Origin of the sequence: Agromyces sp. H66, assembly GCF_004959775.1 — a bacterium.
GTDB lineage: Bacteria > Actinomycetota > Actinomycetes > Actinomycetales > Microbacteriaceae > Agromyces.
Window position 1 is genome coordinate 38,993 of the sequence record NZ_SJZG01000006.1, and the last position, 16,374, is coordinate 55,366.

General features: G+C 69.1%; 15 protein-coding genes. 12 read left to right on the plus strand and 3 right to left on the minus strand.

Annotation, left to right across the window (positions count from 1 at the left end; genetic code table 11):
- Positions 1–604, minus strand: a 604-nt coding sequence (locus EZM51_RS20585; protein ID WP_211195896.1) for a hypothetical protein, incomplete at its 3' end; no start/stop codon positions are given.
- 64 nt (positions 605–668) lie between these two features.
- Between EZM51_RS20585 and EZM51_RS11710 the strand changes: the two genes are divergently transcribed.
- From EZM51_RS11710 to EZM51_RS11730, 5 genes are all read left to right on the plus strand, one after another.
- Complete coding sequence (locus tag EZM51_RS11710; RefSeq protein ID WP_169053891.1) at positions 669–5,081, plus strand: toxin glutamine deamidase domain-containing protein; 4,413 nt, start codon at positions 669–671, stop codon at positions 5,079–5,081.
- A gap of 10 nt (positions 5,082–5,091) precedes the next feature.
- The gene (locus EZM51_RS11715; RefSeq protein WP_136708457.1) at positions 5,092–5,379 is read left to right on the plus strand and encodes a hypothetical protein; all 288 of its coding nucleotides are present in this window, start codon (positions 5,092–5,094) and stop codon (positions 5,377–5,379) included.
- A 70-nt stretch (positions 5,380–5,449) separates the two neighbouring features.
- A complete protein-coding gene (locus tag EZM51_RS11720) occupies positions 5,450–5,821 on the plus strand; it encodes a hypothetical protein (RefSeq protein WP_136708458.1) in 372 nt (123 codons plus the stop codon).
- 142 nt (positions 5,822–5,963) lie between these two features.
- On the plus strand, positions 5,964–6,830 hold the full coding sequence (locus EZM51_RS11725; protein ID WP_136708459.1) for a T6SS immunity protein Tdi1 domain-containing protein: 867 nt from the start codon (positions 5,964–5,966) through the stop codon (positions 6,828–6,830).
- Complete coding sequence (locus EZM51_RS11730) at positions 6,830–7,168, plus strand: hypothetical protein (RefSeq protein WP_136708460.1); 339 nt, start codon at positions 6,830–6,832, stop codon at positions 7,166–7,168. The genes EZM51_RS11725 and EZM51_RS11730 overlap by 1 nt, the downstream gene beginning before the upstream one ends.
- A 140-nt stretch (positions 7,169–7,308) precedes the next feature.
- Here EZM51_RS11730 and EZM51_RS11735 read toward each other — a convergent pair whose 3' ends face one another.
- A complete protein-coding gene (locus tag EZM51_RS11735; RefSeq protein ID WP_136708461.1) occupies positions 7,309–7,944 on the minus strand; it encodes a hypothetical protein in 636 nt (211 codons plus the stop codon).
- Complete coding sequence (locus EZM51_RS11740) at positions 7,941–8,672, minus strand: hypothetical protein (protein WP_136708462.1); 732 nt, start codon at positions 8,670–8,672, stop codon at positions 7,941–7,943. The genes EZM51_RS11735 and EZM51_RS11740 overlap by 4 nt, the downstream gene beginning before the upstream one ends.
- A 104-nt stretch (positions 8,673–8,776) precedes the next feature.
- Between EZM51_RS11740 and EZM51_RS11745 the strand changes: the two genes are divergently transcribed.
- The 7 genes from EZM51_RS11745 to EZM51_RS11775 all read left to right on the plus strand — a co-directional run bounded on the left by EZM51_RS11745 (position 8,777) and on the right by EZM51_RS11775 (position 16,037).
- Positions 8,777–9,250 carry a DUF6121 family protein gene (locus EZM51_RS11745; protein WP_136708463.1) on the plus strand — a complete coding sequence of 158 codons (474 nt, stop codon included), beginning with the start codon at positions 8,777–8,779 and terminating at the stop codon, positions 9,248–9,250.
- Positions 9,251–9,336: 86 nt separating this feature from the next.
- The gene (locus EZM51_RS11750) at positions 9,337–9,984 is read left to right on the plus strand and encodes a spermidine/putrescine ABC transporter substrate-binding protein (RefSeq protein WP_136708464.1); all 648 of its coding nucleotides are present in this window, start codon (positions 9,337–9,339) and stop codon (positions 9,982–9,984) included.
- A 312-nt stretch (positions 9,985–10,296) separates the two neighbouring features.
- A complete protein-coding gene (gene rpsL / locus EZM51_RS11755) occupies positions 10,297–10,671 on the plus strand; it encodes a 30S ribosomal protein S12 (protein ID WP_022889720.1) in 375 nt (124 codons plus the stop codon).
- Positions 10,671–11,141: a 30S ribosomal protein S7 gene (rpsG, locus tag EZM51_RS11760; RefSeq protein WP_136708465.1), complete on the plus strand. Its 471-nt coding sequence runs from the start codon at positions 10,671–10,673 to the stop codon at positions 11,139–11,141. Before rpsL ends, rpsG begins: the two co-directional genes overlap by 1 nt.
- A gap of 100 nt (positions 11,142–11,241) precedes the next feature.
- Positions 11,242–13,356, plus strand: a complete 2,115-nt coding sequence (gene fusA, locus EZM51_RS11765) for an elongation factor G (RefSeq protein WP_136708466.1) — start codon at positions 11,242–11,244, stop codon at positions 13,354–13,356.
- A gap of 112 nt (positions 13,357–13,468) precedes the next feature.
- Positions 13,469–14,662, plus strand: a complete 1,194-nt coding sequence (tuf, locus tag EZM51_RS11770; protein WP_136708467.1) for an elongation factor Tu — start codon at positions 13,469–13,471, stop codon at positions 14,660–14,662.
- A gap of 172 nt (positions 14,663–14,834) precedes the next feature.
- Positions 14,835–16,037: an acyltransferase gene (locus EZM51_RS11775; protein WP_136708468.1), complete on the plus strand. Its 1,203-nt coding sequence runs from the start codon at positions 14,835–14,837 to the stop codon at positions 16,035–16,037.
- Positions 16,038–16,374 lie beyond the last annotated feature (337 nt).

Sequence of the window (16,374 nt, forward strand, 5' to 3'; positions counted from 1 at the left end):
CGTCGCCGGATGCCTCCACGCCGTCGTCGCCGGATGGGTCCGCGTCGTCGTCGCCGGATGCCTCGGCGCCGGCCGGTCCCGACGGTTCGTCGCCGTCGTCGCCCGACCCGTCGTCGCCTGCGTCGCCGGATGCCTCCACGCCGTCGTCGCCGGATGGGTCCGCGTCGTCGTCGCCGGATGCCTCGGCGCCGGCCGGTCCCGACGGTTCGTCGCCGTCGTCGCCCGACCCGTCGTCGTCCGCGTCGCCGGATGCCGCAGCTCCGGCCTCGCCGGAGGGTTCCGCGCCGTCGACGCCCGAGGTTTCGGCGACGCCGACGCCGGAGGCCGGAGCACCGGCCTCGCCCGAGGCATCCGCACCCGCCTCGCCCGATGCCGCCTCGCCCGAGGCATCTGCTCCCGCCTCGCCAGAGGCGAGCTCGCCCGTCGGCGACGGTGGCCCCGCCGCACCCGTCGAGGCACCGGTCGCGACAGCGTCCGGAACCGCCGCTTCGGCGCCCCCGGCCGCGTCGACGTCGACCGCCGATGCGGCGGGCGACGCCGCGACAGGAGACCTGTCCGACGCAGGCACGCCCGAGGCATCCGACACCGACTCGCCCGACTCCATCGACGCAACCGATGCCGATGACCTGGGCGACCTCGCGCCCGAGGCCGCCGCCGCCGCCGGTGGCGTGGCCGCCGTCGCCGGCGCTGCCGCGCTGCTCACGAACCCGGCCGTGCCCGGGGCGAAGACGCCGGCGGGCTCGACGTCCGATGCGTCGGCGTCGCCGCAGGCCGCGACGCCCGACGGCTCCACGCCCGGATCCGCAACGCCGGGCGGCACGCCCGACGGCACGAGCCAGAGCGGCACCGACAACGGCACGACGGACGGCGACAAGTCCGACAAGCCCGACAAGCCCGAGAACAACCACACCGAGCGCACGATCGACGAGATCGACCAGGCGCTCGGCGAGATCAATCCGAACTACGACCCGTCGGACCCGCAGAACGGGTACGCGACCAACTGCGGCAACACCTCCTCGATCCTCAACGACTTCCTCAACGGTCAGCCGACCTCCGAGGCCCCTACCGGGACGCTGGACGTCCCGGAGATGGAGGCGCGCACCGGGAACCCGCAGACGCCGATGACGCCCGCGCAGATCGATGCCTCGCTTCGAGCGATGGGCCCGGGATCGCACTGCGTCGTGGGCATCGACCGGTCCACCGGCGACGGCCACTGGTTCAACGCCTACTTCGACGGCACCACCGTCTGGTCGGTCGACGCCCAGACCGGCAGCCGCACTCCGTGGCCGCCGAACGAGCCGCACGCGACGAACTGGGACGCGTCGATCCGACCCGAGCACGTCGTCGATTCCGACGGCGCGACGCCGGATGTCACGAACGCGCCCCCGTCGGCGGGGTCGACGGGAGTCGCACACCAGGCTGCCGCGCACGAGGCATCCACGCCCGACGACGGCCGTTCCGCGAACGCGAAGTTCGAGGGGAAGGCGACGGTTTCGCCCGATCACGCCTCCGACGGCTCGCAGGGCCCGGGAACGACGTACAACGGATATGCGATCCCCGAGCTCACCCCCGAGATCCGGAGGCAGCTCGACGAACTCGCGGCGCGATCCGACTCGCCGATCGTTCGCAACGAGGACGGTTCCTACTCGCTGAAGGAACCGATCTCGGTCGACGCGTTCGACATGTCGAACCCCGAGCACGACTGGGACGAGTTCCAGCGCCAGGTCGGTCTGCAGCAGCAGGGTCTCAACAAGCTCACGATCGCCGAATGGCGTCACAACGTGGACTTCTACGAGCAACAGAACCGCGTCGCGAAGAGCGAACAGGCGGCAGGCAATCATGCCCTCGCCGTCGCCGGGGTTCAGATGAAGGGCCAGGCCGTGCTGCACGGGCCCGATCAGGTCGCAGGCGGCCGGGCCGACCGTTACGACGGCGCCGGCTCGCTGCGCGTCAACAGCTCACTGGGCAGCCAGTGGCAGCACCGCGTCGACGACCTTCGCCTCGACATCGCCGATGCGATGGCGACCATCGATCCGAAGCTGCGCCCCCACGTCATGCTGAACGTCCACTTGGGCGCGACGAACTCGGTCGACGGCAGTCCCGCGGCCACCCAGTCGACGCTGACGTCGGCGACGCGCGTCACGAGCGCACCGGCTGCGCCGCCCGCACGGACCAGTGCGATCGATCCGTCAGTGGCCGGCACGTCCCGTGACACGGCAGCGGATGCCCCTGAGGTCACGACCTCCCCGAACGGTACAGCTGCGCCGGACGGAACCGATGGATCGGAGTCGTCGACCGAGGGGACGCCGGAGAGCCCTGACTCCGAGAGCGCGCCGGAGGGGTCCGAGCCGGAGGGGGCCGAGCCGGAGGGGACGGACACGGCGGCAGCCGATGCGGTTCCGTCGACGATCCACCACCCGCTTCTCGACGAGGCATTCCCGCATCTTCCGACGGCAGAGACGCATGGTGCGTCGGTCGCGACGGTGAACGCGTTGGGCTGGGACGTCGATGTGCAGCGCTTCCAGCGGAATTGCCATTACGTGGTCAATGCACTGGAGCTGCGATTCCGCGGTTACAACGTGGTCGCAAGTCCGACCGTTCTGTCTGAGGCGATGAATCCGCAGACCGGTGCCGTCGAGCTTCGTGGCGAGGGGCGCTACCCGCTGTCGATCGCGGCAGATTGGGTCCAGGCCGACGGCTCACGCCGTGACTTCGAGAGTCTCGGCGATTTCGACGGTGATTCACCGATGCAGGCGCTGCAGGAGCTCACCGCGTCGTGGCCCGTGGGTGGGCGTGGATTCATCTCCGGGACCTGGAAGAAGGGTGGCGGCGTCGGCCACATCTTCACGGTCGTCAAAGAGGCCGACGGGATCAAGCTCTATGACGGACAGAGCAGCAACCCCGACGTGGCGGACTACCTCGACGGGATGCATTTCAGGGATTCCGATGGTGCTGGGCCCGGCATGATCGTGCTGCGGGTCGATGACCTCGCGCCGACCCCCGAGGTACTCAACTCCGCCAAACCGTGGACGTGGGACGAGCACAACCTCATGCAGGCGTGGAGGGACAACCCCGAGTACGCCGACAAGCCCAAGGAGATGATCGATCGCGAGATCGAGGCGAACCGCCGGTGGCGGAAACGCAATCGCGAGTTGATCGACGAACTCACCAAGATCATCGACGATCCCGATGCGAATCTCGCGGACCGAAAGCGAGCATGGGACGACAGGATCGCTCTTCAAGAGCAGTCCAATCATCTCAAGCGCGGCGCGGACCGGCTCCAGGAAGCACTCGACACCGCAACGTCGGGATCGAAGCCGGCGACGACACCGGAGGGTACAGAATCGGAGGCGAGTCCCGAGGCATCGGACCCGGAATCGACGCCGGAAGGTTCGGACCCGGAGGGATTCGATCCCGCCGTGACGCCGGAGGCGACCGAGCCGGAGAGCAAGCCGGAGGTGACGCCGGAGGGTTCCGTCCCGGAGAGTGCGCCGGAGGTGACGCCGGAGGGTTCCGTCCCGGAGAGTGCGCCGGAGGTGACGCCGGAGGGCGCCCACCCGGAGGCGACGCCGGAGGGTTCCGTGCCGGAGAGTGCGCCGGAGGGCGCCGACCCGGAGGCGACGCCGGAGGGTTCCGTCCCGGGGAGTGCGCCGGAGGTGACGCCGGAGGGCGCCGACCCGGAGGCGCCGCCGGAGGGCTCCGTCCCGGGGAGTGCGCCGGAGGGCGCCGTCCCGGAGAGTGCGCCGGAGGGGACGCCGGAGGGCGCCGTCCCGGAGAGTGCGCCGGAGGTGACGCCGGAGGGCGCCGACCCGGAGGCGACGCCGGAGGGCTCCGTCCCGGAGAGTGCGCCGGAGGTGACGCCGGAGGGCTCCGTCCCGGAGAGTGCGCCGGAGGTGACGCCGGAGAGCACCCACCCGGAGAGTCCTCCGGATGCGACGCCGGAGGGGACCGGCGCGGGGGCCGCGGATCCTGTTCCTTCGACGATCCACCACCCGCTTCTGGATGCCGCGTTCCTGCATCTACAGGCGGCGGAGACCCGCGCGGTCTCGATCGCGACGGTGAACGCCATGGGATGGAACGTCGATGTCCAGCGATTCCGGAACAACTGCCATTACGTGGTGAATGCGTTGGAGTTGCGCTTCCGCGGTTACGACGTGATTGCGAGCCCGACCGTTCAGTCCGAGGCGGTGAATCCGCAGACCGGTGCCGCTGAGCTTCGCGGCGAGGGGCGCTACCCGGTGTCGATCGCGGCCGACTGGGTCCAGGCCGACGGCTCACGCCGTGACTTCGACAATCTCAGTGATTTCGACGGCGATTCACCGATGCAGGCGCTGCAGCAACTCACCGCGTCGTGGCCGGTGGGTGGGCGCGGATTCATCTCAGGGAACTGGAAGAAGGGTGGCGGCGGCCACATCTTCACCGTCGTCAAGGAGGCTGACGGGATCCGGCTCCACGACGGGCAGACCGGTCAGGCGGACGTGACGCACTACCTGGACGCGATGTTCTTCAACCAGCGTTCCGAGGCGCCCTGGAAGGACATCATCGTGCTCAGGGTCGATGACCTCGTGCCGACCTCGGAGGTGCTCAAGACCTCCACCTCGTGGACGTGGGACGAACACAACCTCATGCAGGCGTGGAAGGACAACCCGGAGTACGCCGACAAGCCCAAGGAGATGATCGATCGCGAGATCGAGGCGAACCGCCGGTGGCGAGAGCGCAACGCGGAACTGATCGCGGAACTCGACGACGTCTTGAACGATCCCGACACGAGCGTGGCGGAGAAGCAACGAGCGTGGGACGACAGGTACGTCCTCCACGAGCAGAACGTTCGTCTCGAAGCCGGGGCGAGCCGTCTCCGCGAGGCACTCGGCACGGTTTCTCCGAAGCGACTTCCCCTCTATCGTGAGTTGACGCCGACACCGCCGGAGGAGCCGTCCGAGCCCGAGCCCGGGCCGCTGCCGGCACCGGAGATCTTCCTGTGGCCCGAGGCGTCCGCTCCTCCGGAGCAGCCCGAGCCGGCGCATCCCGATGCGACGCAGCAGGCCACGAACACGACTAGCCCCGGCAGCACCGGGGCGTGAGACTGGAGCCATGTTGACGATCCACGAAGCACGAGCCGCGCTCGAACGTCATTTCGCAGAGCACCCCCCGCTGCTGACCGGCGAACTGTACATCTCGCCAGAGTGGCACGAGGACGCGACCGACTACCTGCCGACGTGGGGTGCACGCGAGTTCCTGGTCGAAGGCCGCGACGCATTCAGCCGGTGGGACAACCTGGTGATCTTCGTCGACAAGGAGACCGGTGAGGTCCGCGAGGACACCTACACGCTCCACGTCCGCAAGATCGCGCAGATGACCCCGGTCGTCGCGTCGGAGTGAGGCGCGCGGCTCGCGTCGAGCCCCGCACCTCCGGTCAGGAAGTCGTGCACCAACCCGAAGGGGAAGAGCGATGCTCGCTGCGTCGACCCGCAAGTTCATAGATGATGCGCACGCACTGCCTCCCGAATCCCTCGCCGCGGCATACGACCGCGCGGTCGGGCTGCGCAGGGCAGGCGGCAGGGAGGCGAGTCATGCGACGAAGCCATCGGCCGTCGAGAACTCCGAGCTCGAACACGCCGTACGCGTCGCACTGCTGCCGAGAGCCGATGAGCTGAACGCGTTCCGTGACGGCCTGCACGCCGATGCCAAGAGCGCGATGGTGATCGCCGGTCGCGCGATCCTCAAGATGACCCAGTTGTCCACCGATCAGTACGAGGTGCTCGTGCGGCCGTTCGTCGAGGTCGGCATCGACGTGCCGCCCCACCCGGCCCGCGGCCGATGAGTGCATGGGGACGGCTCCCCATTCCACCCCTCCGCCCCGCCGGTAGACTTCCGCGGGGTGGACCGGCCATCGAGTTCGAACGACGTCGGCTCGAGGCATCCGCTGACGCCGTGACCCGGCCGCACATGTCAGAAAGGCACGCATGACCACCTTCCGGAGCTTCGACCTCGTCGCCCCGATCGCCGAGGAGACGATCTCGCAGTACGCCGGGCAGGTTCCCGCCGAAGTCGTGGAGCTGTGGCGCGACCAGGGCGCCGGCTTCGTGGGCGACGATCGGTACTTCCGGATCGTCGACCCGGCCCGCGCGGCGCAGATGCTCGAGGGCGTCTTCGCGCTGCCCGACGGGTCCACCGTGCTGTTCACCACGGCGCTCGGTGATCTCGTCGTGCACGTCAACGGGCTCTACCTCGTGGTCAAGTCGCGCTGGGGCGCCATCGATCTCATCGAGGGGGTGGCGTTCGACGAGCTCGTGCGCCTCATCGAGGACCCGGCACGGCGCGACGACGTGTGGGAGTGGCAGCCGTACCCGGTCGCCCGCGATCGCGATGGCGCACCCGAGTTCGAGCAGTGCTTCGGCTACGTGCCGCTGCTTGCGCTCGGCGGCTCGCCCGACGCCTCGCATCTGCAGCTCGCGGGTCTCTACGAACACCTCGCGGTCATCGCTCAGTTCGCGGGCCAGCCGCAGGTGCGTCGTCCCCTGCCGATCACGACGACCTCCGACGCCTCCAGTGCCGCAGTCGACCTCGACCGGCTCATCGCGGTGGGGCGCAACCTCTTCGCGAAGCTCGCCGACAGCCCGACGCTCAACGTCATCGAGTTGCCCGACGGGCTCGGCGTCTGCCTCGTGCACGCGGTTCGCGGCGGCGGCAAGATCTACGTCGCGCCCGACGGGTCGGTGCTGTTCGTCGGCTCGGCCGTCGACTTCGACGCGGGGCTCGGTGCGTTCCGCGACGGCGTGCGCACGCCGCTCGAGAAGTTCGACATCGAGCGAAAGGGCGAGAACGGCTGATGGCCGACACCCTCGAACAGCGCTGCGACCGACTCCGCGAACCCGTCACCGAACTGGTCGGCGTCAGCATCTCGGCGACGTTGCGTCCGCAGGACCTTCCCGAGCTCAAGCGGGCGATCGCCGCCGTGCGCGAGATCCTCACCGACGACACCTCGGAGATTCCGTCCGGCGCATTCCTCGACTGGTTGCCGACGGCCGTTCGCATCCTCGATCGCATGGAAGAGGCCGTGAACGCGGGCGACGCCGCGACGTCGTACGCCGCGCTCACCGATCGGACCGACGGGTTCATCCGGCTCACCGATGGTTGCGCCGGATTCCCCGGCTGGGCCAGGGTCTGATCGGCACGCCGCGTGATCGGCATGCCGCGTGATCGGCACGCCGCGTGATCGGCATGCCGCGTGATCGGCACGCCGCCTGATCGGCTCGCCGCCTGATCGGTCGCGCGACCGGTCGGTCGCACCGCAGCAGGCTCGCGCGACTAGTTGCGCAGGAACGGATCGAGGAAGCCGTTGACGACCGTCTGGCCGGCGCGTGAGCCGTACTGGTCGATCGTGAGGCGACTCAGGGCGACGTACGCATTGTCGCGCAAGGTGACGAGCGGGAGCGCCTGCCAGTCACGACCCGACCGCACCGCGATTCCGACGTAGGCGACCGCATCATCGCGGACGAGCCAGACGCCGAGCACCACGTCGCCGTTCTTCGCGGTCGGCACCGGCAGGTAGACCCTGGGATCGCCGATGCGGAACCGATCGAGCACGGCCATCGCCTCGCGTGCCGGCACCGCGAGGTACGAGCTCGCCTGCTGGGTCAGCGGCGCGCCGGTCTCGATGCGCTCCCAACGGTACGACCATGCGAACAGCCAGACCAGGCCCCCGACGACGGCGGCCGCGCTGAGGAAGACGGCACCCGGCGCGACGAAGCCGCGCAACCCTGACCGGCGGCCCTCGAGGTCCGACGAGAGCTCGACGAGGGTCTCGTACAGTGCGACCGACAGGACCGACGCGATGACTCCGATGCCGACCGTCACCGCCGCGGCGACGACCTGCTGCCGCGAGCGGACCCGCCGGACCTCGTTCGGCGCAGCATGGAGCGGTTGCTCTTGGGGTTCGGTCATGCGCGGCTTCCTCTCTCCACCGGCCACCTGCGATCGATCATCGGGCCCTTCCAGTCGAAGTACTCGAACACCCGGTTGAAGGCTCGAGCCGGGATGCCCCGGCGTTCCGCCTCACGCACGAGCACCTGTGCCGACTGATGCGCGGTCGCGTCATCCATGACGGCATCGAGCATCAGCGGGATGAGACCGCGGCGGGACCCGTCGAACTCGTCGAAGAGCGTGACCCGGTCGGCACCGCCCGCACCCCCGAACGCGTGGCGGAACTCGACGCCGTCACGGACGCCGATCTCGCAGAGGAGCGTCGGGCTGCCCGCGCGCACCGTGGCTCGCGCCAACGCCCCCGACAGCGGAAGGCGCCGGAGCCGGCCCGTGCGTTCGCGGTCGTCGAGCACGCCGACGAACACGACCGCATCCCAGGCGATCGGCGGCGCGCCGGCGAGTCGTATCCCGTCCCGGTCGATGCGGAGTGCGATGTCGTCACCTCCGACGAGAAGTCGCAGTGCACGCCTTCGGCGTCCGGTCAACACGGCGACGACCGCACCGGCGACGAGGCCGAGCGAGGCGATCACGATGGTGATCGCGCCCATGCCGGACGAGACGGCCACGATGAGTCCGCCCGCGAGCAGCGCCGCGACGCCGAGGGAGACGGCGGACATGACGGCGTTCACGCGGCGGGCGACGTCGGTCTTCGTGTGGTCGAGCCTCGCCAGGTACGGTGCGTCCGCCACAGTCCACCTCCGGGTCGTCAGGGCCCGGCGGGCCCGAGGGCCCCCACAGCCTATCCACCCACGCCGGCCGGGGCGCGTCCCACCGAGCGGCGTAGGCTCGAAGCATGGAGGAGAACGCGCGCAGGGCCTGGCCGATCGCGGGGTTCGCCACGGCCCTCTACCTGGCCCTCGTGGTCGCCGCCTACGGCTTCGTCAGCCTCCTCACCGACGCGGACGTGATCTCGAGCGAGGACGCCGGACGGCTCGTCGGCCCGGCGATCGTCGGGGCATCCGTGCTCGCGGTGCTGCTCCACCTCGGCCGTGCGCTGCGGCACCCCGAGCGGGTGCTCGCCGGCACCCTGCTCGCCGCGGTCTGGGCGTGGGTCGCCGCGGTCGTCGTCGCGATCGTGGGCTACGCCATCGCGACCGGCACGGTGCTCGCCAGCCTCATCTTCGGCCTCGGCTTCGGCGTCGGCTGGTTCGGCCTGCTCATCCCGGTGCTGGCGGCGATCGTCGCGTGGCTCGCGCTCCTCGTGGCCGGCGCGCAGTCGGGCGGCATCGAGCGTCCCCGCTGGCCGTGGGAGCGCGACGAGGAATGACGCGAGAGCGCGGACGCGACGGACGCGGCGCGCCAGTCGACGAACGGGTCGGCGACGTCCGACGCCCCGCGCAGTATCGTGAACGCGTGGAGGGATCGATCGAGGCGCGCGTGAGCCACGAGGTCGACCGCTGGCTGGCCTGGCTGCCGAGGTGGCGGCCGGGCACCCATCGCGCCCGTGTCCGGCTCTGCACCCGATGCTTCGGCTCGCCCATCCTGGCGGCGGCCGGCCTCGACGTCGACGTGCCGCATCCGGTGCAGCACGCGTTCTCGATGCGCATGAAGGGCATCATCGACGCCGCCGTCGACGACTACACGGCGCGCAACCTGCCGATGCTGCACACCGAGATCCGCCTCGCCGAGGAGCGCAAGGCGCGCCGCCCGTACCGAGCGGGGGAGGGGCTCGACCCCGAGTTCCTGGGCCTCGACCTCGACCCCGAGCCGGTGCCCGACCAGCCGTTCCTCTTCACGTTGACGGGACTCGAGGCGGATACCGCGGCCGAGGCGAACGAGCCGGCGCCACGCCCGTTCACCTTCGAGGAGAAGGAGGCGCTGCGCGAGGAGGTGCGCCTCGCCGACGAGTTCGCCAAGCAGCTCGGCCGTCGCATCTGCGTCGAACTCGCCCGCCATCGGGAGCGCATCGGCGGGGCCGTGGTCGCCTACGTCGAGCCGCAGGTGGAGGAGCTCCTCGCCGACCTCGACCGCGAACTCGACTCGCCGGGCTGGCCCGGGTAGCCGCTCGCTTCCGCCCTCGGAGAACACGGGCTCGGGGCATCCATCGTCATTTGACCGCGAGGTTACGCAGCATTACTATTGACCGGGTGTGCGCGTTGACGCGCGCTTGAATCGTGCCTGCAGGAATCATCCCCGATGAGCCCCGGCAGGTCACGCCTCGGGCTCACAGCAGACGCACATTCGCAGGGCACCTCATCGGTCGCCCCCACGGCATACCCACCACGCAACAGGCGCCGCAGATCTGCGGTGCCGGTGGGTCGTGATGTGAAATCCATCAACGCTGTCACCGTGCAGCACCAACAAGGAGAAGCAGTGCCAACCATTCAGCAGTTGGTCCGCAAGGGTCGCTCGCCCAAGGTCACCAAGACCAAGGCTCCCGCCCTGAAGGCCAACCCCCAGCAGCGCGGCGTGTGCACGCGTGTGTACACCACCACCCCGAAGAAGCCCAACTCGGCACTCCGCAAGGTCGCCCGCGTGAAGCTCTCCAACGGCACCGAGGTCACGGCCTACATCCCCGGTGAGGGCCACAACCTCCAGGAGCACTCGATGGTGCTCGTGCGCGGCGGTCGTGTGAAGGACCTCCCCGGCGTGCGCTACAAGATCATCCGCGGCGCGCTCGACACGCAGGCCGTGAAGAACCGCAAGCAGGCCCGTAGCCGCTACGGCGCGAAGATGGAGAAGAAGTAATGCCTCGCAAGGGACCCGCTCCGAAGCGCCCCGTCGTCGCCGACCCCGTGTACGGCTCGCCGGTCGTCAGCCAGCTCGTCAACAAGATCCTGATCGACGGCAAGAAGGACCTCGCGCAGCGCATCGTCTACGAGGCGCTCGAGAACGTCGCCGCGAAGTCCGGCCAGGACGCCGTCGCCACCCTGAAGAAGGCGCTCGACAACGTGCGCCCCACGCTCGAGGTGCGTTCGCGCCGCGTCGGCGGCTCGACCTACCAGGTCCCCGTCGAGGTGAAGCCGCACCGCGCCAACACCCTCGCCCTGCGCTGGCTCACGAGCTATGCCAAGGCCCGTCGCGAGAAGACGATGACCGAGCGTCTCACCAACGAGATCCTCGACGCGTCGAACGGCCTCGGTGCCGCGGTCAAGCGCCGCGAGGACACGCACAAGATGGCCGAGTCGAACCGCGCGTTCGCCCACTACCGCTGGTAGTCGATGGGCGGATGTCGCGACGGCGGCGGTCCCTGGGTCCGCCGCCGGGCGGCATCCGCCCACTTCCCCTTCCACTCCTGACTTCCCCGGAGGAACCCCCGTGGCACAAGACGTGCTCACCGACCTGAACAAGGTCCGCAACATCGGCATCATGGCGCACATCGATGCCGGCAAGACCACCACCACCGAGCGCATCCTGTTCTACACGGGCGTGAACCACAAGATCGGCGAGACCCACGACGGAGCCTCGACGACCGACTGGATGGAGCAGGAGAAGGAGCGCGGCATCACGATCACGTCCGCCGCCGTGACCTGCTTCTGGAACAAGAACCAGATCAACATCATCGACACCCCCGGTCACGTCGACTTCACGGTCGAGGTCGAGCGCTCGCTTCGCGTGCTCGACGGCGCGGTCGCCGTCTTCGACGGCAAGGAGGGCGTGGAGCCCCAGTCCGAGACCGTGTGGCGCCAGGCCGACAAGTACAACGTGCCGCGCATCTGCTTCGTCAACAAGATGGACAAGCTCGGCGCCGACTTCTACTTCACGGTCGACACGATCATCAAGCGCCTCGGTGCGAAGCCGCTCGTGCTGCAGCTGCCGATCGGTTCGGAGAGCGACTTCGTCGGCGTCGTCGACCTCATCGAGATGCGGGCCCTGGTGTGGCCCGGCGACGCCAAGGGCGACGTGACGATGGGCGCCAAGTACGAGGTGCAGGAGATCCCCGCCGACCTCAAGGAGAAGGCGGAGGAGTACCGCCACACGCTGCTCGAGACCGTCGCCGAGACCGACGACGCGCTGCTCGAGAAGTACTTCGGCGGCGAGGAGCTCACGGTCGCCGAGATCAAGGGTGCGATCCGCAAGCTCACCGTCAACTCCGAGATCTACCCGGTGCTCTGCGGCTCGGCGTTCAAGAACCGCGGTGTGCAGCCCATGCTCGACGCGGTCATCGACTTCCTGCCGTCGCCGCTCGACGTGCCGGCCGTCGCGGGTCGCAACCCGCGCAACGAGGACGAGATCATCGAGCGTCACCCCGACGCCAACGACCCGTTCGCCGCGCTCGCGTTCAAGGTCGCCGTGCACCCGTTCTTCGGTCGGCTCACCTACATCCGCGTCTACTCGGGTCACCTCGACTCGGGCGGCCAGGTCATCAACTCGACCAAGGGCAAGAAGGAGCGCATCGGGAAGATCTTCCAGATGCACGCCAACAAGGAGAACCCGGTCGACTCGGTCACCGCGGGCAACATCTACGCCGTCATCGGCCTCAAGGACACGACCACGGGCGACACCCTGTGCGACCCCGACAACCAGGTCGTCCTCGAGTCCATGACGTTCCCGGCCCCGGTCATCGAGGTCGCGATCGAGCCGAAGACCAAGGCCGACCAGGAGAAGCTCGGCACGGCGATCCAGAAGCTCGCCGAGGAGGACCCCACCTTCCGCACCGAGCTCAACCAGGAGACCGGCCAGACCGTCATCAAGGGCATGGGCGAGCTGCACCTCGACATCCTCGTCGACCGCATGAAGCGGGAGTTCAAGGTCGAGGCGAACGTCGGCAAGCCGCAGGTGGCGTACCGCGAGACGATCAAGCGGGCGGTCGAGAAGCACGACTACACCCACAAGAAGCAGACGGGTGGATCGGGCCAGTTCGCGAAGATCCAGTTCGCGCTCGAGCCCCTCGAGATCACGGCCGACAAGACGTACGAGTTCGAGAACAAGGTCACGGGTGGCCGCGTTCCGCGCGAGTACATCCCCTCGGTCGACGCCGGCTTCCAGGACGCCATGCAGTACGGAATCCTGGCCGGCTACCCGATGGTCGGCGTCAAGGGCATCCTGCTCGACGGCGCGGCCCACGACGTCGACTCCTCGGAGATGGCGTTCAAGATCGCCGGCTCGATGGGCTTCAAGGAGGCCGCTCGGAAGGCGAACCCGGTTCTGCTCGAGCCGCTCATGTCCGTCGAGGTGCGCACCCCTGAGGAATACATGGGTGACGTCATCGGCGACCTGAACTCGCGTCGCGGTCAGATCCAGTCGATGGAGGACGCCGCCGGCGTGAAGGTCGTGCGCGCGCACGTCCCGCTCTCGGAGATGTTCGGCTACATCGGCGACCTGCGGTCGAAGACCTCGGGCCGCGCGGTGTACTCGATGGAGTTCGAGAGCTACGCGGAGGTCCCGAAGGCTGTCGCCGACGAGATCGTCCAGAAGAACAAGGGCGAGTAGCCCGCCGACGCACGAGCCAACCGGTTCGCGTAACATAACAACACAACCCCGTAGCACACCGGTCGCAATCCAGCGCCCGGGGTTCCTACACGAGTCCTGAGGAGGACCCACAGTGGCTAAGGCCAAGTTCGAGCGGACCAAGCCGCACGTCAACATCGGTACGATCGGTCACGTCGACCACGGCAAGACGACGCTCACCGCGGCGATCTCGAAGGTCCTGGCGGACAAGTACCCGTCGGCCACCAACGTGCAGCGCGACTTCGCATCGATCGACTCGGCTCCCGAGGAGCGCCAGCGCGGCATCACGATCAACATCTCGCACGTCGAGTACGAGACGCCGAAGCGCCACTACGCGCACGTCGACGCCCCGGGTCACGCCGACTACATCAAGAACATGATCACCGGTGCCGCCCAGATGGACGGCGCGATCCTCGTGGTCGCGGCGACCGACGGCCCGATGGCCCAGACGCGTGAGCACGTGCTGCTCGCCAAGCAGGTCGGCGTGCCCTACCTCCTCGTCGCGCTGAACAAGGCCGACATGGTCGACGACGAGGAGATCCTGGAGCTCGTCGAGCTCGAGGTCCGCGAGCTCCTCTCGAGCCAGGGCTTCGACGGCGACAACGCGCCCGTCATCCGCGTCTCGGGCCTCAAGGCCCTCGAGGGCGACGAGAAGTGGGTCCAGTCGGTCCTCGACCTCATGGACGCCGTCGACGAGTCGATCCCCGACCCGGTGCGCGACAAGGACAAGCCGTTCCTCATGCCCATCGAGGACGTCTTCACGATCACCGGCCGTGGCACGGTCGTCACGGGCCGCGCCGAGCGCGGCACGCTGAAGATCAACTCCGAGGTCGAGATCGTCGGCATCCGCCCGACGCAGAAGACCACGGTCACGGGTATCGAGATGTTCCACAAGCAGCTCGACGAGGCCTGGGCCGGCGAGAACTGCGGTCTCCTGCTCCGTGGTACCAAGCGCGAGGACGTCGAGCGCGGCCAGGTCGTCGTGGCCCCGGGCTCGGTCACCCCGCACACCAACTTCGAGGGCACCGCGTACATCCTCTCGAAGGAGGAGGGCGGCCGTCACAACCCGTTCTACGCGAACTACCGTCCGCAGTTCTACTTCCGCACCACCGACGTCACCGGCGTCATCACGCTGCCCGAGGGCACCGAGATGGTCATGCCCGGCGACACCACCGACATGACGGTCGAGCTCATCCAGCCGATCGCCATGGAGGAGGGCCTCGGCTTCGCCATCCGTGAGGGTGGTCGCACCGTCGGCGCCGGCACGGTCACGAAGATCATCAAGTAGCACCCGTCCGATCGCCGGAGTCATCCGGCTCGGACACCGACAGGGGTCGGGCCTTCGGGCCCGGCCCCTTCGTCGTCGGTACCGGCAGGGCTCGGGCCGTGCGGATGCCGCGGGCGGTCATTTCCTGTCAAGTGCTCCCCTCATTCGGGGGGTCGTGCCTACGCTTGAGGAGATGTCCTCATCTTCCGCGGTCGTGCAGGGGTCGTCCGTGCGCCCCGAGATCCAGGCGCTGCGTGCGGTCGCGATCGGATGCGTGCTCCTCTACCACTTCTGGCCCGCGGCACTGCCCGCGGGCTTCGTCGGCGTCGACGTCTTCTTCGTCGTCTCTGGCTTCCTCATCACCGGCCTGCTCCTCCGCGACGCGGAGCGGCACGATCGCGTACGCCTCACGGCGTTCTACATGCGGCGCATCCGGCGCATCCTGCCCGCGGCGATGGTGGTGCTGACGGCGTGCGCCGTCGCGACGCTCGTCTTCGTGCCGCGCGCGGAGTGGCCCCCGTTCCTCCAGCAGACCCTCTCGAGCGCCCTCTACGTGGAGAACTGGCACCTCGCCCGCGATTCCCTGATCCCGGCCAGCGCCGACCTGGAATCCACGCCGGTGCAGCACTTCTGGTCGTTGTCGGTGGAGGAGCAGTTCTACCTCGTCTGGCCGATCCTCATCATCGGTGCGCTCTGGCTGGCGGCACGCACCGGCCGTCGCCGCAGCCAGGTGCTCGCCGCCGTGCTGGTCGTGACGACGGTGGCGTCGTTCGTCCACGGCACGCTGCTCACCCTGCAGGACCACAACCTGGCGTACTTCTCGACGCTCGCGCGCGGGTGGGAGTTCGGCGTGGGCGGGCTCCTCGCGCTCCTGCCGGCCATCGAGGGAGACCGGCTGCGCCGTACGCGCGCGGTCGCCGGCTGGGCGGGGCTCGCCGCGATCGCGTTCGCGGCGCTCGCGTTCACCGATGGCGACCGCTTCCCCGGCACCATCGCGCTCCTGCCGGTGCTCGGCACGGCGGCGATCATCGTGTCCGGGATGCCGCGGGCGGCCCTCTCCCTCGCCCCGGTCGCCGCGCTTCCGCTCGTGCAGTGGTTCGGCGGCATCTCCTATTCCCTCTACCTCTGGCACTGGCCGATCATCATGTTCACGCCGTACATCACGGGGCGCCCGAGCCAGGCGCCCGTCATGGTGCTGCTGCTCGTGCTCTCGATCGCGGTGGCGGATGCCTCGAAGCGATGGATCGAGGACCCGTTCCGCCGGCCGGCCGGGACGACGGCCCCCGAGGCCGGCGCGCGCAGCGGCCGGATGCGACGGATCGCAGTCGCCTCGGCGGCGGCGGTGTCCGTGCTCGTCCTGCTCACGTCCGGGGTCGCCGGGTACGCCGTGGAGTGACCGTGTCGCGCCACGCCGCGGCGCGACACGCCCGGGTTGCATGGAGGCGCCGACTGTGGCAAACTCGTTGAGTTCAACATTTCGAACGGCGTGCCTTGCTGCGTGCCGTTCGAATCACTGCCAGGCAGTGCATAGCCACCGAAGCGCTCATCAGACCAAGGTCGGGGAGCAGCACGGGTCAGGCTAGGCCGCGGGCAGCAGAACGCACAACCGATCACCAATTCGAGCATGGGTCGACCATGCCCGTTTCGCGAGGGCGACACGCCCGAGCGCGGGGGTCGGGAGGCTCTCGGGTCGAGCGTGCCGAGGCCACCGCGTCAGCGGGGTGGTTTCGACA